The following is a 24,482-nucleotide window of genomic DNA, read 5'->3' as shown; positions in this document are numbered from 1 at the left end:
GAAAGGACCGCAGGCGCCAATCAGGCCTGGGTCAGGGTTGCAGCGGCACGCTCGAAACGGTCGAGGCCTTCGTCGATGTCGGCATCTTCAACCACCAGACTCGGGGCGAAACGCACCACATCCGGACCGGCCTGAAGCACCATCAGGCCTTCTTTCTCGGCCGCGTTGAAGACGTCCTTGGCCTTGCCTTTCCAGGCATCGCTCAGCACACAACCGATCAGCAGGCCAACGCCACGCACTTGAGTGAACAAGCCGTACTTCTCGCCGATCTGTTCCAGACGGGCCTTGAACTTCTGGTGCTTGGCCTTGACGCCCGCCAGCACTTCAGGGGTGTTGACCACATCCAGCACCGCATTGGCCACCGCACAGGCCAGCGGGTTACCGCCATAGGTGGTGCCATGGGTACCGACGGCCAGGTGCTTGGCCAGTGCTTCGGTGGTCAGCATCGCGCCGATCGGGAAACCGCCGCCCAGGCTCTTGGCGCTGGACAGGATGTCCGGGGTTACACCGTAGTGCTGGTAGGCGAACAGCTCACCGGTACGGCCGACGCCGGTCTGCACTTCGTCGAAGATCAGCAGTGCGTTGTGCTGGTTGCACAGCTCGCGAGCACCTTGCAGGTACGCAACATCGGCAGGGACCACGCCACTCTCGCCCTGGATCGGCTCGATGACCACTGCGCAGGTCTTGTCGGAAATCTGTGCTTTCAGCGCTTCCAGATCGTTGTACGGCACGTGGCTGATGCCAGTGATTTTCGGGCCGAAACCATCGGAGTACTTGGGCTGCCCGCCGACGCTCACGGTGAACAGGGTGCGACCGTGGAAGCTGTTAACGGTGGCGATGATTTCGTGCTTTTCCGGACCGAAGCGGTCATGGGCAACACGACGGGCCAGCTTGAACGCGGCCTCGTTGGCTTCAGCGCCGGAGTTACAGAAGAACGCCCGCTCGGCGAAGGTGGCGTCGACCAGCTTGTGGGCCAGGCGCAGCGCCGGCTCGTTGGTGAAGACGTTGGACACGTGCCACAGCTTGTTGGCTTGCTCGGTCAAAGCGCTGACCAGCGCCGGATGAGCATGCCCCAGAACGTTCACGGCAATCCCGCCCGCGAAGTCGATAAGCTCGCGGCCCGACTGATCCCAGACGCGGGAGCCCGCACCACGAACGGGGATAAAAGCCGCCGGTGCGTAATTGGGGACCATTACCTGGTCGAAATCGGCGCGTTGCACCGGAGCTTGCGGAGCGGACATCGGAGTCTCCTAAGAGGAACGCCTGCCTGGAACTGGCGAGCGATGGGGGGATTGTAAGGACAGATTGGCGCCCGACATTGCCGCCAAGCGACAACTTCTTATAGCGCTCAACCCTGTTTTACCAAGGCTTTCGGCAATGCGACAAATAGGGTCGCAAAGGCGCAGTTTAAACGGTGCGGGGAATGGGTGGGAGATTCTGTTTCGACAAGCGCGCAGGAGCGGATTCACCGGGGCGCGTCACCGGTGAATCTCCTACAGCGTGATCAACAATCAGCCGCGTTCGGCAGGTGCCGAAGAGAGCTCGAACGGGCTGCTGCTGCGGCGCTGGTTACGGTCTTCCCGCGGCGTTGCACCGAAGAAGTTGCGGTATGCGCTGGAAAAATGCGGTCCGGAGGAAAAACCGCACGACAGGCCGATCTGAATGATCGACTTGCTGGTTTGCATCAGCATCTGCCGCGCCTTGTTCAAGCGCAACTCCAGGTAATACTGACTCGGCACACGATTGAGGTACTGCTTGAAAATGCGCTCCAGCTGGCGTCGCGAGACACACACATGCTGGGCGATTTCATCGGTGGTCAGCGGCTCTTCGATGTTGGCTTCCATCAACAGCACCGCCTGGGTCAGCTTCGGATGGCTCGACCCCAGGCGGTTCTGCAGCGGAATGCGCTGACGCTCGCCACCCTCGCGGATCCGCTCGACCACCAGCTCTTCCGAGACAGCACCGGCAAGCTCGGCACCATGATCGCGGGACAGTACCGCCAGCAGTAAATCGATCACCGACATGCCGCCGCACGCGGTCAGGCGATCACGGTCCCAGTCAAACAGATGGCTGGTCGCGATGACCTTGGGGAAACGCTCGCCAAAGTCATCCTGCCAGCGCCAATGCACGGCAGCGCGATAACCATCGAGCAAGCCCAGTTGTGCCAGCGGATAAACCCCGGCCGACAGTCCACCAACCACACAACCGGCGCGTGCCAGTTGCTTGAGCGCCGCGCCCAGCCCCGAAGCGACCGACTGCGGCGGCTCGTCCGCCAGCAGGAACAATTTCTGGCAGCCTTCCAGACGCCCCGCCCAAGGCTCGCCAGGCAAGCGCCAGGCGCCCTCGGCCGCAGGCTCGGCCTGAAGAAACGCCAGGTCGTAGACCACCTCCGGATGAACCTTTTGCGCGACCCGCAAAACCTCTTCAGCCAGCGCCAGAGTCAGGGCTTTGGTGCTGGGCCAGATGAGAAAACCGATTCGCTGGGTGGTCATTGAGTGCGGTCCGAAACCTGTGTGAGGTCAAGAGAGGGAAGCCGGGTCATGCTGCGCTAGATTTGCAGCATGACCCACTTTGGTGCGACGGGGCAATCTTACTTCAAGCTGCCCGAAAGGAACTGCTGCAGACGCTCCGATTGCGGATTGACCAGCACCTCGCGCGGGTTGCCGCTCTCCTCCACCAGGCCTTTGTGCAGGAATACCAGCTGGTTCGACACCTCACGGGCAAAGCCCATTTCGTGGGTCACCACCACCATGGTCCGGCCTTCCTGGGCCAGCGACTGCATGACCTTGAGCACGTCACCGACCAATTCGGGGTCGAGTGCCGAAGTCGGCTCGTCGAACAGCATCACTTCCGGCTCCATCGCCAGCGCACGGGCAATCGCCACACGCTGCTGCTCACCGCCGGACATATGCCCGGGGTAGGCATCCTTGCGATGGGACACACCGACTTTCGCCAGGTAGTGCTCGGCTTTTTCCAGGGCATCCTTCTTCGACATGCCCAGCACATGCACCGGCGCTTCGATGATGTTTTCCAGTGCCGTCATGTGCGACCACAGGTTGAAGTGCTGAAACACCATCGACAGGCGCGAGCGCATGCGCTGCAACTGCTTGGGATCGGCGGCCTTGAGCGCGCCATCCTTGTTGGCAACCAGCTTGAGCTCTTCATTGTTGAGCAGGATCTTGCCCGCATGCGGCTGCTCAAGCAGGTTGATGCAGCGCAGGAAGGTACTTTTGCCCGAACCACTGGAGCCGATGATGCTGATCACATCGCCCGCCTTGGCGGCCAGGGATACACCCTTGAGCACTTCGTGACTGCCGTAGCGTTTATGCAGATCTTGGATTTCGAGTTTGTACATGCTGTCGATTCTCACAAAGCAGTCAGTCTTGAGCTAACGCCCAGGGCGAAAAAGTTGGCGCAGGCCTCAGTGCTTGCGCGGCGCCAGGTAACCGAGCCAGCGGCGCTCGGCCAGCTTGAACAGGCGCACCAGAATGAATGTCAGGCACAGGTAGAACACGCCGGCGGTGATGTAGGCTTCGAACGGCAGGTAATACTGGGCGTTGACCGTCCGCGCTGCACCGGTGATGTCGATCAGGGTAACGATCGACGCCAGGCTGGTGGTCTGCAGCATCATGATCACTTCGTTGCTGTACTGCGGCAGCGCCCGACGAAGGGCCGAAGGCAGCAGAATGCGACGGTACATCTTGACCCGCGACATGCCCATGGCCTTGGCCGCTTCAATCTCGCCATGGGGCGTGGCCTTGAGGCTACCGGCAATGATTTCTGCGGTGTAGGCGCTGGTATTGATGGCGAAAGCCAGGCACGCACAGAAGGTCGCGCTCGACAGCCACGGCCACAGGAAGCTCTCGCGCACTGCTTCGAACTGAGCCAGACCGTAGTAGATCAGAAACAGTTGCACCAGCATCGGCGTACCGCGGATCACGTAGGTGTAGAGCCAGGCGATCAGGTTGACCAGTGGCTGCTTGGAGACCCGCATCAGGCCCAGCGGGATTGCCGTCAGCAGGCCGAAAAACAGCGACAGCGCCAACAGCTTGAGGGTCGTCAGCAGCCCGCCGAGGTACAGGGGCAGCGCTTCCAAGATGACGTTGTAGTCAAAAATCATAGATCAGCCGCCTTTACGCCAACCGAGTAGCGCTTCTCAAGGTAACGCAGGGCCAGCAGCGAGACACTGGTGATCACCAGGTACAGCGCCGCAACCGCCAGGAAGAAGGTGAAAGGCTCGCGGGTGGCATCGGCCGCCTGCTTGGCCTTGAACATCATGTCCTGCAGGCCGACCACCGAGATCAGTGCAGTCGCCTTGGTCAGGACCAGCCAGTTGTTGGTGAAACCGGGAATTGCCAGGCGAATCATCTGCGGCACCATGACCCGGAAGAACACCTGCAGGTTGCTCATGCCATAGGCCACGCCGGCCTCGGCCTGCCCTTTGGGAATGGCCATGAAGGCACCACGAAAGGTTTCCGAGAGATAGGCGCCAAAAATGAAGCCCAGGGTACCAATACCCGCCATCAGCGGATTGAGGTCGATGTAGTCGTCGTAACCGAGCAGCGGTGCGACGCGGTTAAGCAGGTCCTGACCGCCGTAGAAAATCAGCAGGATCAGTACCAGATCGGGGATCCCGCGGATCACCGTGGAATACAGGTCGCCCAGCCATGCCAGCCAGCGCACGGGCGACAGGCGCAGGGCCACACCGATAAGGCCGAGTACAATGGCCAGGGCCATGGACGACAAGGCAAGCTGCAGCGTAAGCCACACGCCGTCGAGGATAACTGCCCCGTAGCCTTTCAACATGATGAGGTCCTCGACCTTAGGGATGAAAAAATGGTGCAAACCTCAGAGCCTCTGCTGCTTGCACCATTACACAGGTGAAACGTCGACGATTTACTTGGCTTCAGGGCCGTAGATGTCGAAGTTGAAGTACTTGTCCTGGATCTGCTTGTACTTGCCATTGGCGCGGATGGCCGCGATGGCAGCGTTCAGACGATCGAGGTTGGCCTTGTCACCTTTGCGCACAGCAATACCGATGCCGTCACCGAAGTACTTGGCGTCAGTGAAGGCCGGGCCGACGAAGGCGTAGCCTTTACCGGCGTCAGTTTTCAGGAAGCCGTCTTCGAGCAGCGTAGCATCGGCAACGGTGCCATCCAGGCGACCGGCAGCGACGTCCAGGTAGATTTCGTTCTGGGTGCCGTAAGGAACGATGGTCGCGCCTTGTGGAGCCAGGACTTCCTTGGCAAAGCGGTCATGGATAGAGCCGCGCTGTACGCCGATTTTCTTGCCCTTGAGTTCAACCAGGCTGTCGCTGACGGTAGTGCCGTCCTTCATCACCAGGCGCGCTGGGGTCAGGTAGTACTTGCCGGTGAAGTCGACAGACTTCTTGCGGTCTTCGGTGATCGACATGGACGAGAGAATGGCGTCGATCTTGCGCACTTTCAGTGCCGGGATCAGGCCGTCGAACTCTTGTTCGACCCAGGTGCACTTGACCTTCATCTCTTCGCACAGGGCGTTACCGATGTCGTAGTCAAAGCCAACAATGCTGCCATCCGGTGCTTTCGAGGCGAACGGTGGGTAGGCGGCCTCGATACCGATTTTCAACGGTTTCTCATCAGCCAGCGCCGCCAGGGAAAACACAGATAGCGCCAATGCGCCAAGCAGTGCGAGTTTCTTCATCTGGAACTCCATCGGTAAAGGGCAATAGCAGGCAGCGCGTAAACAGCCTGAAATGCGAATGGGTACAACGCGAGCTGCGCAGGGTCGACGAAGGTCGAACGCCACGAGCGAGTGATCGGCATTTTAGCGACAGCTCCGAAGCCGATATTTCCTCAATGCGACAACTAGTTATAGAAGCGCAGGAACGCGGGGGCGGAGATATTGACAGCTTTCACAAGATATGCAAAAGCAAAAGACAAATAACCAATCAACGAAGCAATAAACGGGCCTATTATTGGCAAAGCCTTCTAATCCGGCAAGTGTAGCGTGCCCGAAGCCAACGACAGAACGGAAAATACCTCAACAACAGGCAAATTCGTTCCCCTTCGCCCCGTTTTTGCGCTCGCGCGGTGACACAAGGGTTACCGATGGTTATTGGCGTAACAGGCAATAAAAAGCCCCGCTGGCGGACCAGTCGGGGCTTTTGGGGGAACGACTAACCTCAGGCTGAAGCGAGATTCATCGATTTGTGCGTATCGATCAGGTGCTGAACCACGCTTGGGTCGGCCAGGGTCGAGATATCACCCAGGGCATCGTACTCGGCCGTGGCAATCTTGCGCAGGATACGCCGCATGATCTTGCCCGAACGTGTCTTGGGCAGGCCTGGCGCCCACTGGATGACATCCGGCGAAGCAATCGGGCCGATCTCTTTACGCACCCAGTTTTTCAATTCCAGACGCAGCGCCTCGCTCGGCTCCTCGCCACCATTGAGGGTGACGTAGACATAGATACCCTGCCCCTTGATGTCATGCGGCACACCAACAACCGCAGCCTCGGCCACTTTCGGGTGGGCAACCATGGCACTTTCGATTTCAGCGGTACCCATACGGTGCCCGGACACGTTGAGCACGTCGTCGACGCGGCCGGTGATCCAGTAGTAGCCGTCTTCATCGCGACGCGCGCCATCACCGGTGAAGTACATGCCACGGAAAGTCTTGAAGTAGGTGTCGACGAAGCGATCGTGATCGCCGTACAGCGAACGCGACTGACCCGGCCACGAATCCAGGATCACCAGGTTGCCTTCGGCCGGGCCGTCGATCAGGTTGCCCAGGTTATCGACCAGCGCTGGCACCACACCGAAGAACGGACGCGTCGCCGAACCCGGCTTGAGTGCAGTGGCGCCTGGCAACGGGCTGATCAGCACGCCACCGGTCTCGGTCTGCCACCAGGTATCGACAATCGGGCAACGCTCTTTGCCTACGGTCTGGTAGTACCAGTTCCAGGCTTCAGGGTTGATCGGCTCGCCCACCGAACCGAGCAGGCGCAGGCTGGAGCCATCGGCACCGGCTACAGCGGCCTGACCTTCGGCCATCATCGCGCGGATGGCAGTCGGCGCGGTGTAGAGGATGTTGACCTTGTGCTTGTCGATGATCTTCGACACGCGGGTGATGTCCGGGTAGTTAGGCACCCCTTCAAACAGCACGGTGGTCGCGCCGTTGGCAAGCGGGCCATAGACAATGTAGCTGTGACCGGTGACCCAGCCGACGTCGGCGGTGCACCAGTAGACTTCACCCGGACGGTAGTCGAACACCCGCTCGTGGGTCAGCGCGGCGTAAACCATGTAGCCGCCGGTGGTGTGCAGCACGCCCTTGGGCTTGCCGGTGGAACCGGAGGTGTAGAGGATGAACAGGGCTTCTTCGGCGCCCATTTCTTTCGGTGCGCAGTGGCTTGAAGCAACCTTCATCAGGTCTTCGTACCAGATGTCACGGTGCTGGTGCCAGGCAATATCGCCACCGGTGCGCTTGCACACGATGATCTTCTGCACGCTGGCGGTTTCCGGGTTGGTCAGCGCCAGATCAACGTTGGCCTTGAGCGGCGTGCGACGACCACCACGCAGACCTTCGTCGGCGGTGATCACCACTTTCGATTTGCAGTCGATGATGCGCCCGGCCAGGGCCTCGGGCGAGAAGCCACCGAAGACCACCGAGTGGATGGCACCAATGCGGGCACAAGCCAGCATCGCCACCACGGCCTCGGGGATCATCGGCATATAGATGGTCACCACATCGCCACGGTGCACGTCCTGGCCGCGCAGGGCGTTGGCGAATTTGCACACTTCTTCGTGCAGTTCGCGGTAGGTGATGTTGCGGTGTTCGGAAGGGTCGTCGCCCTCCCAGATGATTGCGACCTGATCGCCACGCTCAGCGAGGTGACGGTCAAGGCAGTTGTAGGAGACGTTCAGAGTGCCGTCGGCAAACCATTTGATATCGACATGGTGGTCGTCGAAGGAGGTCTGCTTGACCTTGGTAAAGGGCTTGATCCAGTCCAGGCGCTGCGCCTGCTCACGCCAGAAACCGTCCGGGTTGATAACCGACTGCTGGTACATGGCCTTGTAGGTCGCCTCATCAGTCAGCGTAGTGGCCGCAACCTCGGGACGAACGGGGTACAGGGGAGCCGCACTCATCTTTATCTACCTCGGTGTAATAGTTGTTTTTGTATGACCTCGTTGTAACTGTACCAGACCTCATGGGCCATTCGACGTTGGTAGTAACGCCGCCCCCATTTGCACCCATGCACTTGACCGCAGGCTCAAGACCGGGCATTGGCGCCGGAAAAATAATTTCGCGAACGGGAAAAAAATCGATTGTTACAGTTTTTGCCAACAGTGTTTATCAAAAGGTCATCTGTTTAAGGCACGTGGCCACCCCTAAAATTCACTCCGCCAGCAACGGCAACGCGATTAACTTCTTGTTACAGCCCCCACGAAGGCCGTTAATCCCGCGATAACTGTGATAGTTGAACTTGAGTTGTACACGTGGCGCCACAAGCGCTACGTGCCCCCTTACGACCTTAGACAGGTAAACGAAAAATGAAAGCTTTACTGGTATTGGTACTTGGCAGTGTTTGCAGCGTGGCGATGGCCGACGAAGTTGCAAACGGTGGCGCCGAGCAAATTCCGGTTGAACAGTACAGTTACTCGCAGCATCTGGACATCGCCAAAGTCATTTCCATGAGCGAAGTTCCGAACGTCTGTGAAGTCGTCCCCGCCCGCATGACCTACGAGGACTCGCAGGGCCAGCGCCACATTCTCGAGTACCGTGTGATGGGTAACGGTTGCTCCAACGGCTAATCTGCAGATTACCGCTCGCCGCGCCTCGATCATTCAGGACCGAGGCGCGCGGTTCAACATTTCTACTTGCGCTGTAAATATCCCGCGACGTAAATACTGCAACTAAGCGCAGTTATTCAGCCGACTTTCCCACCCCATGTTCGCGCAACTTGTTGGCGATCGTGGTATGCGAAACACCCAGTCGCTTTCCAAGTGCCCGACTGCTGGGGAATTCGCTCATCAATTGTTCCAGCACCGCTTTTTCAAAGCGCCCGACAATATCGCTCAGATCGCCGTCCAGGGAGAATTCACCCAACGGCTGACGCGCGCCATAGTCCGGCAAACGTATGTGCTCACTCTTGACCACCCCGCCATCACACAGCGAAACCGCCTGGAACAAAACGTTTTCCAGTTGCCGCACATTACCCGGCCAGTGGTACTGACTCAGTCGCTCCATGGCAGCCGGCGCCAGGCGCGGCAATGGGCAACCGATCTGGCGGCTGGCCTGATCGAGAAAATGCTCAACCAGCGGCGACAGGCCATCCAGGCACTCCCGCAGCGGGGGGATATGCAGCGACAGCACGTTCAGGCGATGGTAAAGGTCCTGGCGAAACTCGCCCCGCGCGCAAAGCTCCGACAAGTCGACCTGGGTGGCACAGATGACCCGCACATCCAGGTACACCTCCTCGTCACTGCCCACCCGGCGAAAGCAACCGTCCTGCAAAAAGCGCAGCAACTTGACCTGCAGCCGCGGGCTCATTTCCCCTACCCCATCGAGAAACAGGGTGCCGCCTGCGGTCAGCTCGAGCAAACCAAGCTTGCCTTCGGCCCGCGCCCCTTCGAATGCCCCCGGGCCATAACCAAACAGTTCGGTTTCCGCCATGGACTCCGGCAGGCCGGCGCAGTTGAGCGCCATCAACGGTGCCTGCCCACGCGGGCTGGCCAAGTGACAGGCGCGGGCCAACAGCTCTTTGCCCGTTCCCGTTTCACCTTCAATGAGCAGCGGCGCATCCAGCGGCGCCATGCGGCGCGCCTCGCGAACCACTGCAGCCATCACCCGCGAACTCTGGAAAATGCTGTCGAAACCGCGCAGCTCTTGCTTGCGCACGTTATAGATGCGTTCACCAATGCGGTCGGCCCGGTGCAGGGTCAGTACCGCGCCAGCCAGCGCTTCACTGTCGTCATGCTCTGATTGCAGAGGGGCGATATCCGCGAGAAACACATCGCCCTTGACCTTTACCCGCAGGCCGTTGATCCGCGACTTGTTGGCCCGCACCAGCTCGGGCAGGTCAAAATCTTCGGCATAACGCGACAGCGGAATGCCCGGCACCTCGTCCACCCGCACCCCGAGCAACTGCGCCGCCGCCCGGTTGGCCGCGACGATGGAGCCGCCCATGTCGATCGACAGCACCGGAAAATCCAGCGCGCCGAGCAAAGCATTGAGCTCCATGTGCCTGCGTTCGCTGGGCATCAGGCCAACGCGCTTGACCCCGAACACCCCGGCAATCGACTCGAACTTGGGCCGCAAGGCCTGAAACTGCAGGTTGATCAGGTTCGGGCAGTGCAGATAGATGGCATTGCCGTGTTCGCCACCCACCTCGCCGCGGGCGACGTTGATGCCGTACTCAACCAGTAAATTGAGGATGTCGCGCAGAATGCCGATGCGGTTCTGGCAATGCACTTTGATACGCATGAAATGTCCTACAAATAGGTCTGGAACGAGCACTGACAGCGGTCAGGCCGGCATTTATTTACCGACCCGATAGATTATTTGTAAAGATTACGTGACAAAAAGCCGAAAATCGAGCGCCGATACCCCTCGGCTTTTCGGACCCTTGCTGAATTCGTAAAGTATTCGTTACGAAAAAGCCTGACCAAACCCTACCAGCCAACCCACCAAGCGATGCAAAGCCCCGCGGCGCGCGCTATTTCTTAGGGCAATCGCTTGTACTCATAACAAGAACGGCCCTCAGCAGGAGAGCAGTATGAAACAGACGCAATACGTGGCTCGCGAGCCCGATGCGCAGGGTTTTATCGACTACCCGCAGCAGGAACACGCGGTGTGGAATACCCTGATTACCCGCCAACTGAAAGTGATCGAGGGCCGTGCGTGCCAGGAATACCTGGACGGCATCGAACAACTGGGCCTGCCGCACGACCGCATCCCGCAGCTGGGCGAGATCAACAAAGTGCTGGGCGCCACCACCGGCTGGCAAGTCGCCCGGGTACCGGCGCTGATTCCGTTCCAGACCTTCTTTGAACTGCTGGCCAGCAAGCGCTTTCCGGTAGCGACGTTCATTCGCACCGAAGAAGAGCTCGACTACCTGCAAGAGCCGGACATCTTCCACGAAATCTTCGGCCACTGCCCGCTGCTGACCAACCCCTGGTTCGCCGAGTTCACCCACACCTACGGCAAGCTCGGTCTCAAGGCCACCAAAGAAGAGCGCGTGTACCTGGCCCGCCTGTACTGGATGACCATCGAGTTCGGCCTGGTCGATACCCCGCAGGGCCGCAAGATCTACGGTGGCGGCATCCTGTCCTCACCCAAAGAAACCGTCTACAGCCTGTCCGATGAACCTGAGCACCAGGCCTTCGACCCGCTGGAAGCCATGCGTACGCCGTATCGCATCGACATCCTGCAGCCACTGTACTTCGCTCTGCCGAACCTCAAGCGCCTGTTCGACCTGGCCCACGAAGACATCATGGGCATGGTCCACACCGCGATGAAAATGGGCCTGCACGCGCCGAAATTCCCACCTAAGGTTGCTGCCTGAGCAACCTTCAAACCAATAACAAACCACTTGCGGAAAACCTTATGAACGCCTTGAACCAAGCTCACTGCGAAGCCTGCCGCGCCGACGCCCCCCAGGTCAGCGACGAAGAACTGCCGGTACTGATCAAGCAGATCCCGGATTGGAACATCGAAGTCCGTGACGGCATCATGCAGCTGGAAAAAGTCTTCCTGTTCAAAAACTTCAAGCATGCCCTGGCCTTTACCAACGCCGTCGGCGAAATCTCCGAAGCTGAAGGCCATCACCCTGGCCTGCTGACCGAGTGGGGCAAGGTCACCGTGACCTGGTGGAGCCACTCGATCAAGGGCCTGCACCGCAACGACTTCATCATGGCCGCACGCACCGACGAGGTTGCCAGCACCGCCGAAGGCCGCAAGTAATGCACTTCGGCGCAATCGGGCGCGTACCTGGCGATCCGATTCTGGGGTTGATGGAGGCTTATGCCAAAGACAGCAACCCCCAGAAATTCGACCTGGGTGTGGGCGTGTTCAAGGATGAACAGGGCCTGACGCCGATTCCTGCAGCAGTCAAACATGCGGAACAGCGCCTGCTCGATCGGCAAACCAGCAAGAGCTACGTCGGTGGTCATGGCGACGCCGCGTTCGGCCGCCTGATCAGCGAGCTGGTGCTGGGCACAGGCTCACCACTGCTGGCCGACAAACGTGCCGGCGCCACCCAGACACCGGGTGGCACCGGAGCGTTGCGCCTGGCAGCCGAGTTCATCGCGCACTGCCTGCCGGGCTGCGGCATCTGGTTGAGCGACCCGACCTGGCCGATCCACGAGACCATTTTCGCCACCGCAGGCCTCAAGGTCAGCCACTACCCCTACGTGGGCAAAGACAACCGCCTGAACGTCGCCGGCATGCTGGCGGCGCTGGAGGTGGCACCTGTGGGTGATGTGGTGCTATTGCACGCCTGCTGCCACAACCCGACCGGGTTCGACCTGTCGCGGGACGACTGGCACGCAGTACTGGAGGTGGTGCGTCGCCGGCAGTTGCTGCCGCTGATCGACTTCGCCTACCAGGGCTTCGGTGACGGCCTGGAGGAAGACGCCTGGGCCGTGCGGTTGTTCGCCAGCGAACTCCCCGAGCTGCTCATCACCAGTTCCTGCTCGAAGAACTTCGGCCTCTACCGAGATCGCACCGGCGCCCTGCTGGTGTGCACTCATGACGCCGAAAAGCTGCTGGACGTGCGCAGCCAACTGGCGTTGCTGGCGCGTAACCTGTGGTCGACGCCACCGGATCATGGTGCTGCGGTGGTTGCCGAGATTCTCGGTGATGCAATGCTGAAAAAGCTGTGGAGCGAAGAAGTCGAGGCCATGCGCCAGCGCATTGCCGAGCTGCGCGTGGGCCTGGTCGAGGCATTGGCCCCGCACGGCCTGAACCAACGTTTTGCCCACATCGCCGCGCAACGCGGCATGTTTTCCTACACCGGACTTTCGCCGGAGCAGGTCGGGCAATTGCGTGAGCGCCACAGCGTGTACATGGTCGGCACAGGCCGGGCCAACATCGCCGGTGCAGATGCTGCACGCCTGGGCGCACTGGCTGCCGCCATCGCCGACGTCTGCCGCTGAAACCCTCACCCGGCCGGCCGCATTTCAGGTGCGGATCGGCCGGATGATGGCCATTAAGCAGGAAAATTCATACTGTCATCCAGACTCCTGTATCCTGCACAGGCTTTTTATGAGCCATTGCGCGCCTTGCGCAGCCTTTCCACACACTTGCGAGGAACGACGAGATGCATGAAATCCCGAACTTTCCCTTCCCAAGCCTGACTCCAGAAGAGCAGTCAACTGCCACCCACAGCGCCGAACCAGCCCAGGCTGATCACGACGGCGACGAAACTCCCAGCGCCGACCAGGAATAACCGCGCACCGATCAGACTGTGTGAAAACGCTTGATGCCGGGACTCCCCCGCCAATACGTTTTCACACTGTCAAGAAGCCCTCAGCGACGAAAGCCCCTCATGCCCGACTCACCGCGTCCCCTTGCGGTCACCCTGCAAGTCGTCTCCATCGTCCTTTTCACCTTCATCGGCTACCTGAACATCGGCATCCCCCTGGCCGTTCTGCCCGGTTACGTGCATAACAATCTTGGCTTTGGCGCCGTGGTCGCCGGCCTGGTGATCAGCGTGCAGTACCTGGCCACCCTGCTCAGCCGGCCTTACGCCAGCCGCATCATCGACAACCTCGGCAGCAAGCGCGCCGTGCTGTACGGTCTGGCGGGTTGCGGGTTGAGCGGCGTATTCATGCTGCTGTCAGCCTGGCTTGAGCAGGCGCCCTGGCTGTGCCTGGGCAGCCTGCTGGTCGGTCGCCTGATCCTCGGCAGCGCCGAAAGCCTGGTAGGTTCCGGATCGATTGGCTGGGGCATTGGCCGAGTGGGTGCGCAGCACACCGCCAAGGTGATCTCATGGAACGGCATTGCCAGCTACGGCGCGCTGGCAATTGGCGCGCCGCTGGGCGTAGTGCTGGTGCAACAGTTCGGCTTATGGAGCATGGGTGCAAGCATTGTCGCACTGTGCCTGCTGGGCCTGGCGCTGGCCTGGCCGAAAACGGCCGCGCCCGTCGTCGCCGGCGAACGCTTGCCGTTCATCCACGTGCTCGGACGGGTATTCGGTCACGGCGCCGGCCTGGCGCTGGGCTCGATCGGCTTCGGCACCATCGCCACGTTCATTACCCTGTACTACGCCAGCCATGCCTGGAACAACGCGGCACTGTGCCTGAGCCTGTTCGGTGCCTGCTTTATCGGCGCACGCCTGCTGTTCGGCAACCTGATCAACCGTATCGGCGGTTATCGCGTCGCCATCGCCTGCCTCTCCGTGGAGACCGCCGGTTTGCTGCTGCTCTGGTTGGCACCCTCTGCCGAACTGGCGCTGGCAGGGGCCGCACTCAGTGGCTTCGGATTCTCCTTGGTGTTTCCAGCCCTGGGCGTAGAGGCGGTGAACCTGGTGCCCGCCTCCAACCGTGGCGCCGCCGTAGGGGCTTACTCGTTGTTTATCGACCTGTCGCTGGGGATCACCGGACCACTGGCGGGCGCGATTGCCGCCGGCTTCGGCTTCGGCTCGATTTTTCTGTTTGCCGCGATTGCAGCCTTGTGCGGCCTGCTGCTGAGCCTGTACCTCTATCGCCAGGCACGACTGCACCCGCGGCCGCGCGAGTAACCCTAGTACTCGATCTTGCCACGCCCGGCCTTGATCGCCCCGCGCTTGCTCTTGGTGTCCAGGCGCCGGGTTTTCGAGCCCAGGGTTGGGCGCGTCGGGCGGCGCGCCTTCTCCACCTTGACTGCCGACACAATCAGCTCACGCAGACGCTCCAGGGCATCCGCGCGGTTCTGCTCCTGTGTACGGTATTGCTGGGCCTTGATGACGATCACACCATCACGGGTGATGCGGCTGTCGCGCAGGGCCAGCAAGCGCTCTTTGTAGAACGGTGGCAACGAGGAGGCCTGGCTGTCAAAACGCAGGTGCATGGCGCTGGAGACCTTGTTGACGTTCTGCCCGCCAGCCCCCTGGGCGCGGATGGCATTCAGCTCGATCTCATGGTCGGGGATCTGCACGGTATTGGAAATGATCAACATGGGTCACGGGCCTGATAAGGCCTTGAGGATACCGCAAAAACAAAAAGCCCGGCGCACGGGCCGGGCTTTCTGGTTACAGGCTACGCGTTACTTGGTTGCCGCAGCCTCTGGCTTTTTGATGCTTCGGGCTTGGCGATTGCCCTTGAGGCCGTAGCAGGCAAACATCACCAGCAGCCACACCGGAATCGCGTACACCGACATCTGGATGCCCGGGATCATCAGCATGATGCCCAGGATCAGCACCACGAACGCCAGGCAAATGTAGTTGCCGTAGGGATACCACAGCGCCTTGAACAGCGGCTTCTGGCCGGTCTTGTCCATGTGCTGACGGAACTTCAGGTGCGAGTAGCTGATCATCGCCCAGTTGATAACCAGCGCCGCAACCACCAGCGACATCAGCAGTTCCAGCGCATGATGCGGCATGAAGTAATTGAGCAGCACCGCTACCAGGGTCACCGCCGCCGAGGCCAGAATCGAACGGACCGGCACACCGCGCTTGTCGATCTTCGCCAGGCCAGCCGGCGCATCACCTTGCTCGGCCATGCCGTAGAGCATACGGGCGTTGCAGTAGGTGCCGCTGTTGTACACCGACAGCGCCGCGGTCAGCACCACGAAGTTGAGGATATGCGCCGCCACATCGCTACCCAGCAGCGAGAACACCTGAACGAACGGGCTTGCGCCATAGGTGCCACCCGAGGCGTCGAGGCTGCTCACCAGGCTGTCCCACGGAGTCAGCGACAGCAGTACGACCAGGGCGCCGATGTAGAAAATCAGGATACGGTAGATCACCTGGTTGATCGCTTTCGGGATCACTGTCTTCGGCTTGTCTGCTTCAGCTGCGGTGAAACCGAGCATTTCCAGGCCGCCAAAGGAGAACATGATGATCGCCAGCGCCATGACCAGGCCGCTCACCCCGTTCGGGAAGAAGCCACCATGCTCCCACAGGTTGCTGACCGAAGCCTCCGGGCCACCGCTACCACTGACCAGCAGGTAGCTGCCCAGGGCAATCATGCCGACGATGGCCAGCACCTTGATGATCGCGAACCAGAACTCAGCCTCGCCGAACACCTTGACGTTGGCCAGGTTGATCGCGTTGATCAGGATGAAGAAGGCCGCAGCCGACGCCCAGGTCGGAATCTCCGGCCACCAGTAGTGCACGTACTTGCCAACGGCCGTCAGCTCCGACATGCCCACCAGGATGTACAGCACCCAGCAGTTCCAGCCGGACAGGAAACCCGCGAAACCGCCCCAGTATTTGTGGGCAAAGTGACTGAACGAACCGGCCACCGGCTCTTCGACGATCATTTCGCCCAGCTGGCGCATGATCATGAAGGCGATGAAACCACAGATCGCATAACCGAGAATCATCGACGGGCCCGCCGATTTCATCACGCCGGCGGAGCCCAGGAACAGGCCGGTACCAATTGCACCGCCCAGGGCAATCAACTGGATATGGCGATTTTTCAGGCCGCGTTTCAGCTCGCCTGAATGCGTGTTTTGTCCACTCATGAACGAAGTCACCTGCATTGTTTTTATCTGTGACGGGATCGGACCCACCGCGCTCGTGGCGCAGCGGAATTAACAAGGTGGTTACCTTGAGGATCTTGGACAACTGCTGCCCTTCCAGGGCAAAAGCCGTGGGGAAATCAGCCGGGTGTCAGCAAGAGTGCGCGGTACGCATTGGGGTCACAGGTAAAACGCGGCGCATTGTATACCCCTGCTGACGCGCAGGGGTCAACACGTTGCGTAAATGTCCGACGACAAAACGCAGCGTTCCTGAGGAAAGAATGAAGCCTGGGGAGGTAATCGGCGTACATGGCGCCTCCATTTGTTCTTATTGAATGCCCGGCTCTCCGGCCCGGCTTTGCACACGGCAATGCGCACATATCACCGCCCCCGGGACCTGCGAGCAAGCACTTGACGTGCGCGTAAATGCTGGCGCCGCAGGTTTTGCGGCAAGTTCTGTTTACAGTGGCGGCGGCCAGCGTAAACCCCAATACAGAAGGGGCATCTTTGTAACGATTTATTTACAAAGCGGTCTGAAAACTTTCCACGGTGCGCGCTACCGTTCGTAAGACAATGTTTTTTCACGAAAAAAAAAGCCAACCCGAAGGTTGGCTTTTTTCACCGGCCCGAAGAAACGCTTACGGGCGAGGCTTGTTGCGGGTGCTGCCTGGACGCTTGGGCGCTGGCTTGTCACGCTTGTTCATCTCGCTCGGACGCTCGGCGACGGTGCTACGACCACGCCCGGCATCCTTGCGCGGCGCTTCGCCACGCGGCTGGCGCGCTGGACGCTCGGCTTCACCACCACGCGGTTGACGCGCTGGACGCTCGGTTTCGCCACCACGTGGCTGACGCGCCGGACGTTCGGCTTCACCACCGCGTGGCTGACGTGCCGGACGCTCGCCCGCCGCAGCAGCGTCCTGCGCCGGACGCAGAGTGCGCACGCGCTCGCCACGGCCCATAGGACGGGTGGACTTGCGCTGCAAACGCTCCAGCTTGTCCTTGGACTTGTGGTTCAGGGTCGGCATTGCCACCGGAGTCAAACCGACTTCGGCCGCCAGGATATCGACTTCCTGCTGGCTCATTTCGCGCCAGCGGCCCATCGGCAAGTCGGAGTTCAGGAACACCGGACCGAAACGCACGCGCTTCAGGCGGCTGACCACCAGGCCCTGGGATTCCCACAGGCGACGTACTTCACGGTTACGACCTTCCATCACCACGCAGTGATACCAGTGGTTGAAACCTTCACCGCCGGGCGCTTCCTGGATGTCGGTGAAACGCGCCGGGCCGTCTTCGAGCACAACACCGGCCTTGAGGCGGGCAATCATGTCTTCGTCGACTTCGCCACGTACGCGTACCGCATACTCGCGGTCCATCTCGTAGGAAGGGTGCATCAGGCGGTTGGCCAGTTCACCGTCGGTGGTGAACATCAGCAAGCCAGTCGTGTTGATGTCCAGGCGCCCGATGTTGATCCAGCGGCCTTCTTTGGGCCGTGGCAGGCGGTCAAACACGGTCGGACGGCCTTCCGGGTCGTCACGGGTGCAGATCTCGCCGTCGGGTTTGTTGTACATGATCACCCGGCGCACGGTCTCGGCAGACTCTTCACGCTTGATCAGGCGGCCATCGACCGAAATGGCGTCATGCAGGTCTACACGCTGGCCGAGGGTAGCGTCCTTACCGTTGACCTTGATGCGGCCCTGGCTGATCCAGGCCTCAACGTCACGACGCGAGCCCACGCCGATACGCGCGAGAACTTTTTGCAGTTTCTCGCCTGATGGCGGCAATGGTTGGGTTTCTTGCAGGTCTTTATCACTCATCTGGGCACCTCCCGGTGTAAGAATTGAATACTGATTGGGCGAACTTGCGCCAAAAAGGTCGCGAATCATACGCTGATCACGCCTGAAGCGCACCTGAGACTAGCTGAAATTCTTGTGACTGCCGGGTAAATCCGCCCGAAGGGTACTGGTTACTGATGTGGCGACTCAGGCTCGGGCTCAACATCTGGCACTTCGGCGTCGTCGGTTGCAGGCGATGCGTCGAGCAAGTCGTCAAAGTCGGTCTTGAGCCCTTCCTCCATGGAGTCAAGCTCAACCAGTAAGGTACGGAAGCTGGTTTCTTCCCGAGGCTCTGCAGGCTCGGCACTTTCATCGGCAAGCGCCTGAAGGTGAGCCGGCACCGGTGCATCATCGAGCTCCAGTACAGGCTCCGGCTCCATCTCGCGCAAGTCGGCGAGTGCCGGCAGATCATCGAGATTCTTCAGGTTGAAGTGATCGAGAAAGGCCTTGGTGGTCGCAAACATCGCCGGTTTACCCGGCACTTCGCGGTAGCCGACGATGCGAATCCACTCGCGTTCCAGCAAGGTCTTGATGATGTTGCTGTTCACCGCCACGCCCCGGACATCTTCGATCTCGCCACGGGTAATTGGCTGGCGATAAGCAATCAAGGCCATGGTTTCGAGCAGCGCCCGCGAATAACGCTGCGGCCGTTCTTCCCACAATCGCCCCACCCAAGGGGCGTAATCTTCGCGAATCTGCAGGCGATAGCCAGAGGCGACTTCCTTGAGCTCGAAGGCCCGGCCGTTGCACGATTTGCGCAACACCTCAAGGGCTTTCTTGAACACGGCAGGTTCGGGTCGCTCGGCTTCTTCGAAAAGCTCGAACAGACGCTCCAGCGATTGCGGTTTTCCACTGGCCAGCAAAAAGGCTTCAAGCAGGGGCGCCAGGTCGCGCGGATCATTCAGGTTCATGGCGTTGCTCGTTGTCACTCGGCCCGGGCGCGGACGTGGATCGGCGCAAAAGGCTCATTTTGCACCAGTTCGATCAAGGATTCCTTCACCAGTTCAAGAATCGCCATAAAGGTCACCACCACACCCAGCTTGCCTTCCTCGGCGGTAAACAGCTCGACGAAGGGGACAAAACCGCCGCCCTTGAGGCGCTCCAGCACTTCGCTCATGCGCTCGCGGGTCGACAATGCCTCACGGCTGATCTGGTGACTCTCGAACAGATCGCCCCGGCGCAGCACTTCGGCCATCGACACCAGTAGCTCTTCCAGGCTGACGTCCGGCAACAGTTTGCGGGCCTTGGCCTGCGGCGCATCCAGGCGCGGCACGATGATCTCGCGGCCCACCCGACTAAGGTCGTCGATCCCTTCGGCCGCCGCCTTGAAGCGTTCATACTCCTGCAGGCGGCGGATCAGTTCGGCGCGCGGGTCACCCTCTTCTTCCTCAACCTCGGTCGAGCGCGGCAGGAGCATGCGCGATTTGATCTCGGCGAGCATCGCCGCCATCACCAGGTACTCGGCCGCAAGCTCCAGGCGCACGGTCTTCATCAACTCGACGTAGCCCATGTACTGGCGGGTGATCTCGGCCACCGGTATATCGAGAATGTCGACGTTCTGCTTGCGGATCAGGTAGAGCAACAGGTCTAGCGGACCCTCGAACGCTTCGAGGAACACCTCCAGCGCGTCCGGCGGAATGTAAAGGTCCACCGGCATTTCGGTCATGGCCTCGCCATATACCAGTACCAGTGGCAGTTCCTGTTGGGCGCCGGCTTGCGGGTCGACAACCGGCACGGTGGGTGATGTCTGACTCACGCTTCGACCATGAACGGGGTCGGGTCGCCGCAGCCGACACGGATCACTTCGGGTTCATCGCCACTCAGGTCGATGATGGTAGACGCCTTGAGGTCGCCGTAGCCACCGTCGATGATCAGGTCGACCTGCTTCTCCAGGCGCTCACGGATTTCATACGGGTCGGTCATGGGCTCTTCATCGCCCGGCAGGATCAGACTGACGCTCATCAGCGGCTCACCCAGCTCTTCGAGCAATGCGAGCAAAATGGGGTTCTGCGGCACGCGCAGGCCAATCGTGCGGCGCTTTTCGTGCAGCAGCAGCCTCGGCACCTCGCGGGTACCGTTGAGAATGAACGTGTAGGGCCCAGGAATGTGGGCCTTGAGCAGGCGGAAGATCCCGGTGTCGATCTTGGCAAACAAACCCATTTGCGAAAGGTCGCAGCAGATCAACGTGAAGTTGTGGGTTTTATCCAGCTGGCGCAAACGACGAACGCGCTCAACGGCATTCTTGTCGCCGATCTGACAGCCCATGGCGTAAGAGGAATCGGTGGGATAGACCACCACGCCGCCCTTGCGAATGATTTCCACAGCCTGTTTGATCAGGCGCGGTTGCGGGTTTTCCGCATGAATCTGGAAAAATTGACTCACGTGCTCTTCCTGTTCAGACGGCCGCGATTGGCTGCTCATGGTTGAATCGACGCCACAAGGGTGGCAGATCCTCTGGCAATGGCCGGTAGACACCGATCTCGCCCCAGGTGCCAGGGCCATGGAAGTCACTGCCAGCACTTGCCAGCAGACCGAACTCACGGGTCAGGATGGACATCGTCCCCACCTGCTCGGCCGGCATCATTCCATTGACCACTTCCAGTGCCTGCCCGCCTGCTTGAATATAGTCGGCAATCAGCCGGCGGCGCTTGCTGCGTGTTAAATCGTAATGCATAGGGTGCGCCAGGCTGACCCAGGCACCCGATTTGCGTAGCGTCTGTACGGTGTCATCCAGGGTCGGCCAGTGCAGTTTGACGTCCCCCAGCTTGCCGGCGCCCAGCCACTTGCGAAAGGCTTCGGCGCGGTCCTTTACGTGGCCTGCACGCACCAGGTACTCGGCAAAATGCGGCCGCGCCGGTGCATTGCCGCTGTCACCCAGCTCCTGCTGAATGGCCCGCGCACCGTCAAGCGCCCCCGCCATGCCCTTGAGCGACAACCGTCGGTCGATTTCTTCGGCGCGCAACCAGCGTCCGCGGTGCAGCGACTCGACCGCTTCAAGCAGAGGCGCGGCATCGAGGGCGAAGTTGTAACCCAATATGTGGATGGTGGCGCCGCCCCACGTGCACGACAACTCGATACCGCTGACCCACTGCATGCCCAGTGCCTGGGCGGCGGCGCGCGCTTCCAGCTGGCCTTCGAGGGTGTCATGGTCGGTCAGCGAGAGCATCCGCACGCCGTGCTCGAAGGCCCGCTCGACCAGAACCGTCGGCGAGAGTGCGCCGTCGGAGGCCGTACTGTGGCAGTGCAGATCAACATTCATAGGAGGCGCTTTCGCTGTCATTGATGTTTGTTATTATGCCGTCACATCCTGCTTCTGGCTGCCACTGTGAAACAATTCATCGATTTCATCCCGCTGCTCCTGTTTTTCATCGTCTACAAACTCGATCCTCGCCCTGTCGAAGTTGCCGGCCACAGTTTCGAGCTGGGCGGCATCTACAGTGCCACGGCGATGCTGATCATCAGCTCGCTGGTAGTCTACGGTGCCCTTTTCATCCGCCAGCGCAAGCTGGAAAAAGGCCAATGGCTGACCTTGGTCGCCTGCCTGGTGTTCGGCGGCCTGACCTTGGCCTTCCACAGCGAAACCTTCCTCAAATGGAAGGCGCCAGTGGTCAACTGGCTGTTTGCCCTGGCCTTTGCCGGTAGCCACTTCGTCGGTGACCGGGTGCTGATCAAGCGCATCATGGGCCATGCCATTGCCTTGCCGGACGGCGTGTGGACTCGCCTGAACCTGGCCTGGATCGTGTTTTTCCTGTTCTGCGGCGCCGCCAACCTGTTTGTCGCGTTCACCTTCCAGGACTTCTGGGTCGACTTCAAGGTGTTCGGCAGCCTGGGCATGACCGTACTGTTCCTGGTGGGCCAGGGTGTCTACCTGTCACGCCACCTGCACGACAGCGATCCTACAACACCGCCTTCCACCCCGAAGCACGAGGACTGACATGCTCTACGCAATCATCGCCACCGACGTTGCCAATTCCCTGGACGCCCGCCTGGCCGCACGCCCGGCTCACCTGGAGCGCCTGCAGCAACTCAAGGCCGAAGGCCGCGTGGTACTGGCCGGCCCACACCCGGCCATCGACAGCAATGACCCGGGCGCTGCCGGTTTCAGCGGCAGCCTGATCGTTGCCGAGTTCGACTCCCTGAGCGCCGCGCAAGCCTGGGCCGATGCCGACCCGTACATCGCCGCTGGCGTTTACGCCAACGTTCTGGTCAAACCTTTCAAGCAAGTCCTGCCGTAATGGCTTCAGGCAGTGCGCCAAGCTGCGCACTGCCTTCCCCCTTTTTACTGACGTAATTGCTCATTATTCTCGTCTTGCAGCCGACAACCTGCCGAATCGACGAGAATCAGGAGTCCCCATGCGTCAAGGTCCGTTGTCCCTGCTGCTGTGCCTGTTGTTGCTGAGCCCGATCGCCCTGGCCGAAGAACCCGCTGCCGCCAGCACGCCGCTGTCGCTCAGTGCCGGTAGCCAGATCACCGAACTGCAACAACGCCTGAAAGAAAGCGAGCGCCTGCGCGAAGCGCTGGCCCAACAGCTGCACAATGCCGACAGCGAACGGGAAAGCGCCCAGCTCACCCGCCTGCGTCAGGAGAACCAGCGCCTGAAACTGACACTCAAGGAACTCCAGGCCAGCGCACCTGAACGCCTGATCACCGACCAGCAACAATGGTTCCTGATTGGTGGCGCAGTTGCCCTGTTGGCTGCAGTCTGCGGTATCTTTGCCAGTGGCGGACACAGAAAGCGTCGGCAATGGTTGAATTGAGTGAGTCATGAGCGAGCTGTTACTGATTGATGATGACCAGGAACTTTGCGAGCTGCTCGGCAGCTGGCTGAGCCAGGAAGGTTTCGTGGTACGCGCCTGCCACGATGGCCAGAGCGCCCGTCGGGCCTTGAGCGAGCAGCCGCCCGCTGCGGTGGTGCTGGATGTGATGCTGCCCGATGGCAGTGGCCTGGAGCTGCTCAAACAACTGCGCAGTGAACATGCCGAGCTGCCGGTACTCATGCTGTCGGCCCGTGGTGAACCCCTGGATCGCATCCTGGGCCTGGAGCTGGGTGCCGACGATTACCTGGCCAAGCCTTGCGACCCCCGTGAACTGACCGCACGCTTGCGCGCGGTGCTGCGCCGCAGCCACCCCAACGCCACACCGAGCCAGCTGGAAGTCGGTGACCTGTGCTTCAGTCCGGCACGCGGCGTTGTCAGCATCGACGAACACGAGTTGACCCTGACCCTCTCGGAAAGCCGCTTGCTCGAAGCCCTGCTGCGCCAGCCGGGTGAACCGCTGGACAAGCAGGAACTGGCGCAAATCGCCCTGGGCCGCAAGCTCACCCTGTATGACCGCAGCCTGGACATGCACATCAGCAACCTGCGCAAAAAGATCGGGCCACATCCCGACGGTCGACCGCGCATCGTCGCCCTGCGCAGTCGTGGCTATTACTACAGCCTGTAATGTCAGTTCGGCGCCCGGGCATCTTTACCGAAGCTTTACCCTTGCCTGACCGCCATTGACCTTGATCTCCCTAAACTGAGCACATCCGGTAACCACCGGCCTCAGAAAGGAGAGACACCATGCGCAAGACCCTTATCGCCCTGATGTTCGCTGCCGCACTGCCGACCGTCGCCATGGCCATGCCAGAAGGCGGCCCTCGCCACGGCGATCACCACCGCGGTGACGCGCCTTTCGCCCAGCTGGACCTGAGCCGTGAACAACGTCAGCAAATCGGCAAGCTGATGGGCGAGCAGATGAAAGGCCGCCAGGAAATCACCAAGCGCTACCTGGAAAAACTCCCGGCAGCCGACCAGAAGGCACTCAAAGACGAACTGCAGGCCAAGAAGGACAAGACCCAGGCCGACATCCGTGCCCTGCTCAAGCCTGACCAGCAGAAGAAGTTCGACGAGCTGCAAAAAGAGCGTGCCGCCCAGCGCGCCGAATGGAACGAGTTCAAGACCTGGAAAGCTGAAAAAGCGGCCAAGGCCCAGTAAGCTGTCAGCCCACCGCCCGGCCTGCCTTCGC

General features: G+C 60.5%; 24 protein-coding genes and 2 pseudogenes. 11 read left to right on the top strand and 15 right to left on the bottom strand.

Going from position 1 to position 24,482, the window contains the following annotated elements; translation table 11 throughout:
- Positions 1-20 precede the first annotated feature (20 nt).
- The 7 genes from DM813_RS15545 to acs form a co-directional block, all read right to left on the bottom strand.
- On the bottom strand, positions 21-1,241 hold the full coding sequence (locus DM813_RS15545; RefSeq protein ID WP_128324286.1) for an aspartate aminotransferase family protein: 1,221 nt from the start codon (positions 1,239-1,241) through the stop codon (positions 21-23).
- A 270-nt stretch (positions 1,242-1,511) separates the two neighbouring features.
- Positions 1,512-2,492, bottom strand: a complete 981-nt coding sequence (argR, locus tag DM813_RS15540) for a transcriptional regulator ArgR (protein WP_128324285.1) — start codon at positions 2,490-2,492, stop codon at positions 1,512-1,514.
- 98 nt (positions 2,493-2,590) lie between these two features.
- Entirely contained in the window at positions 2,591-3,355 is a 765-nt protein-coding gene (locus DM813_RS15535) for an ABC transporter ATP-binding protein (protein ID WP_128324284.1), read from the bottom strand.
- Between the two features lie 66 nt (positions 3,356-3,421).
- Positions 3,422-4,120: an ABC transporter permease gene (locus tag DM813_RS15530; RefSeq protein WP_128324283.1), complete on the bottom strand. Its 699-nt coding sequence runs from the start codon at positions 4,118-4,120 to the stop codon at positions 3,422-3,424.
- Positions 4,117-4,806 (bottom strand): ABC transporter permease, encoded by a 690-nt coding sequence (locus tag DM813_RS15525; protein ID WP_128324282.1) that lies wholly within the window; start codon positions 4,804-4,806, stop codon positions 4,117-4,119. Before DM813_RS15525 ends, DM813_RS15530 begins: the two co-directional genes overlap by 4 nt.
- Positions 4,807-4,896: 90 nt before the next feature.
- Positions 4,897-5,682: an ABC transporter substrate-binding protein gene (locus tag DM813_RS15520; protein WP_128324281.1), complete on the bottom strand. Its 786-nt coding sequence runs from the start codon at positions 5,680-5,682 to the stop codon at positions 4,897-4,899.
- 481 nt (positions 5,683-6,163) lie between these two features.
- On the bottom strand, positions 6,164-8,125 hold the full coding sequence (gene acs / locus DM813_RS15515; protein ID WP_128324280.1) for an acetate--CoA ligase: 1,962 nt from the start codon (positions 8,123-8,125) through the stop codon (positions 6,164-6,166).
- Positions 8,126-8,530: 405 nt separating this feature from the next.
- Here acs and DM813_RS15510 point away from each other — a divergent pair, with 405 nt between their 5' ends.
- On the top strand, positions 8,531-8,791 hold the full coding sequence (locus tag DM813_RS15510) for a DUF2790 domain-containing protein (RefSeq protein ID WP_128324279.1): 261 nt from the start codon (positions 8,531-8,533) through the stop codon (positions 8,789-8,791).
- Positions 8,792-8,903: 112 nt separating this feature from the next.
- On the opposite strand, the gene DM813_RS15505 is transcribed toward DM813_RS15510, so the two are convergent.
- Positions 8,904-10,463, bottom strand: coding sequence for a sigma-54-dependent transcriptional regulator (locus DM813_RS15505; protein ID WP_128324278.1), 1,560 nt, complete (start codon positions 10,461-10,463; stop codon positions 8,904-8,906).
- Between the two features lie 292 nt (positions 10,464-10,755).
- On the opposite strand from DM813_RS15505, the gene phhA reads away from it, so the two are divergent.
- The 5 genes from phhA (at position 10,756) to DM813_RS15485 (ending at position 14,721) form a co-directional block, all read left to right on the top strand.
- Positions 10,756-11,544 carry a phenylalanine 4-monooxygenase gene (gene phhA, locus DM813_RS15500; protein WP_128324277.1) on the top strand — a complete coding sequence of 263 codons (789 nt, stop codon included), beginning with the start codon at positions 10,756-10,758 and terminating at the stop codon, positions 11,542-11,544.
- A 41-nt stretch (positions 11,545-11,585) separates the two neighbouring features.
- Complete coding sequence (locus DM813_RS15495) at positions 11,586-11,942, top strand: 4a-hydroxytetrahydrobiopterin dehydratase (RefSeq protein WP_036994257.1); 357 nt, start codon at positions 11,586-11,588, stop codon at positions 11,940-11,942.
- Positions 11,942-13,135 (top strand): amino acid aminotransferase, encoded by a 1,194-nt coding sequence (locus DM813_RS15490; protein ID WP_128324276.1) that lies wholly within the window; start codon positions 11,942-11,944, stop codon positions 13,133-13,135. The genes DM813_RS15495 and DM813_RS15490 overlap by 1 nt, the downstream gene beginning before the upstream one ends.
- A gap of 164 nt (positions 13,136-13,299) precedes the next feature.
- A complete protein-coding gene (locus DM813_RS28800) occupies positions 13,300-13,428 on the top strand; it encodes a hypothetical protein (protein WP_269670195.1) in 129 nt (42 codons plus the stop codon).
- 99 nt (positions 13,429-13,527) lie between these two features.
- Complete coding sequence (locus DM813_RS15485) at positions 13,528-14,721, top strand: MFS transporter (protein WP_128324275.1); 1,194 nt, start codon at positions 13,528-13,530, stop codon at positions 14,719-14,721.
- 2 nt (positions 14,722-14,723) lie between these two features.
- Here the strand turns inward: DM813_RS15485 and arfB are convergent, their stop codons facing one another.
- From arfB to DM813_RS15450, 7 genes and pseudogenes are all read right to left on the bottom strand, one after another.
- Positions 14,724-15,137: an alternative ribosome rescue aminoacyl-tRNA hydrolase ArfB gene (gene arfB, locus DM813_RS15480; protein ID WP_128324274.1), complete on the bottom strand. Its 414-nt coding sequence runs from the start codon at positions 15,135-15,137 to the stop codon at positions 14,724-14,726.
- An 87-nt stretch (positions 15,138-15,224) separates the two neighbouring features.
- Positions 15,225-16,646 (bottom strand): amino acid permease, encoded by a 1,422-nt coding sequence (locus tag DM813_RS15475; protein ID WP_128324273.1) that lies wholly within the window; start codon positions 16,644-16,646, stop codon positions 15,225-15,227.
- Between the two features lie 802 nt (positions 16,647-17,448).
- Positions 17,449-18,457: pseudogene (gene rluB, locus DM813_RS15470) on the bottom strand (23S rRNA pseudouridine(2605) synthase RluB); the annotation flags it as partial.
- 164 nt (positions 18,458-18,621) lie between these two features.
- A pseudogene (gene scpB, locus DM813_RS15465) lies at positions 18,622-19,386 on the bottom strand (SMC-Scp complex subunit ScpB); the annotation flags it as partial.
- Between the two features lie 14 nt (positions 19,387-19,400).
- On the bottom strand, positions 19,401-20,099 hold the full coding sequence (locus tag DM813_RS15460) for a segregation and condensation protein A (RefSeq protein WP_164897273.1): 699 nt from the start codon (positions 20,097-20,099) through the stop codon (positions 19,401-19,403).
- Between the two features lie 128 nt (positions 20,100-20,227).
- Complete coding sequence (locus DM813_RS15455; protein WP_128324270.1) at positions 20,228-20,857, bottom strand: L-threonylcarbamoyladenylate synthase; 630 nt, start codon at positions 20,855-20,857, stop codon at positions 20,228-20,230.
- Positions 20,858-20,870: 13 nt separating this feature from the next.
- Positions 20,871-21,734, bottom strand: coding sequence for a PHP domain-containing protein (locus DM813_RS15450; protein WP_128324269.1), 864 nt, complete (start codon positions 21,732-21,734; stop codon positions 20,871-20,873).
- 66 nt (positions 21,735-21,800) lie between these two features.
- Here DM813_RS15450 and DM813_RS15445 point away from each other — a divergent pair, with 66 nt between their 5' ends.
- The 5 genes from DM813_RS15445 (at position 21,801) to DM813_RS15425 (ending at position 24,451) form a co-directional block, all read left to right on the top strand.
- On the top strand, positions 21,801-22,409 hold the full coding sequence (locus tag DM813_RS15445) for a septation protein A (protein WP_206617396.1): 609 nt from the start codon (positions 21,801-21,803) through the stop codon (positions 22,407-22,409).
- 1 nt (position 22,410) lies between these two features.
- Positions 22,411-22,710 carry a YciI family protein gene (locus DM813_RS15440; protein ID WP_128324267.1) on the top strand — a complete coding sequence of 100 codons (300 nt, stop codon included), beginning with the start codon at positions 22,411-22,413 and terminating at the stop codon, positions 22,708-22,710.
- A 118-nt stretch (positions 22,711-22,828) separates the two neighbouring features.
- Positions 22,829-23,233, top strand: coding sequence for a translation initiation factor 2 (locus DM813_RS15435; protein ID WP_128324266.1), 405 nt, complete (start codon positions 22,829-22,831; stop codon positions 23,231-23,233).
- Between the two features lie 7 nt (positions 23,234-23,240).
- Positions 23,241-23,918, top strand: a complete 678-nt coding sequence (locus DM813_RS15430) for a response regulator transcription factor (protein WP_128324265.1) — start codon at positions 23,241-23,243, stop codon at positions 23,916-23,918.
- Between the two features lie 119 nt (positions 23,919-24,037).
- Entirely contained in the window at positions 24,038-24,451 is a 414-nt protein-coding gene (locus DM813_RS15425; RefSeq protein ID WP_128324264.1) for a Spy/CpxP family protein refolding chaperone, read from the top strand.
- Positions 24,452-24,482: the final 31 nt, after the last annotated feature.

Origin of the sequence: Pseudomonas alkylphenolica, from assembly GCF_004025535.1 — a bacterium.
Taxonomy (GTDB): Bacteria; Pseudomonadota; Gammaproteobacteria; order Pseudomonadales; family Pseudomonadaceae; genus Aquipseudomonas; species Aquipseudomonas alkylphenolica_A.
This window is presented reverse-complemented; position numbering and strand designations above follow the sequence as displayed.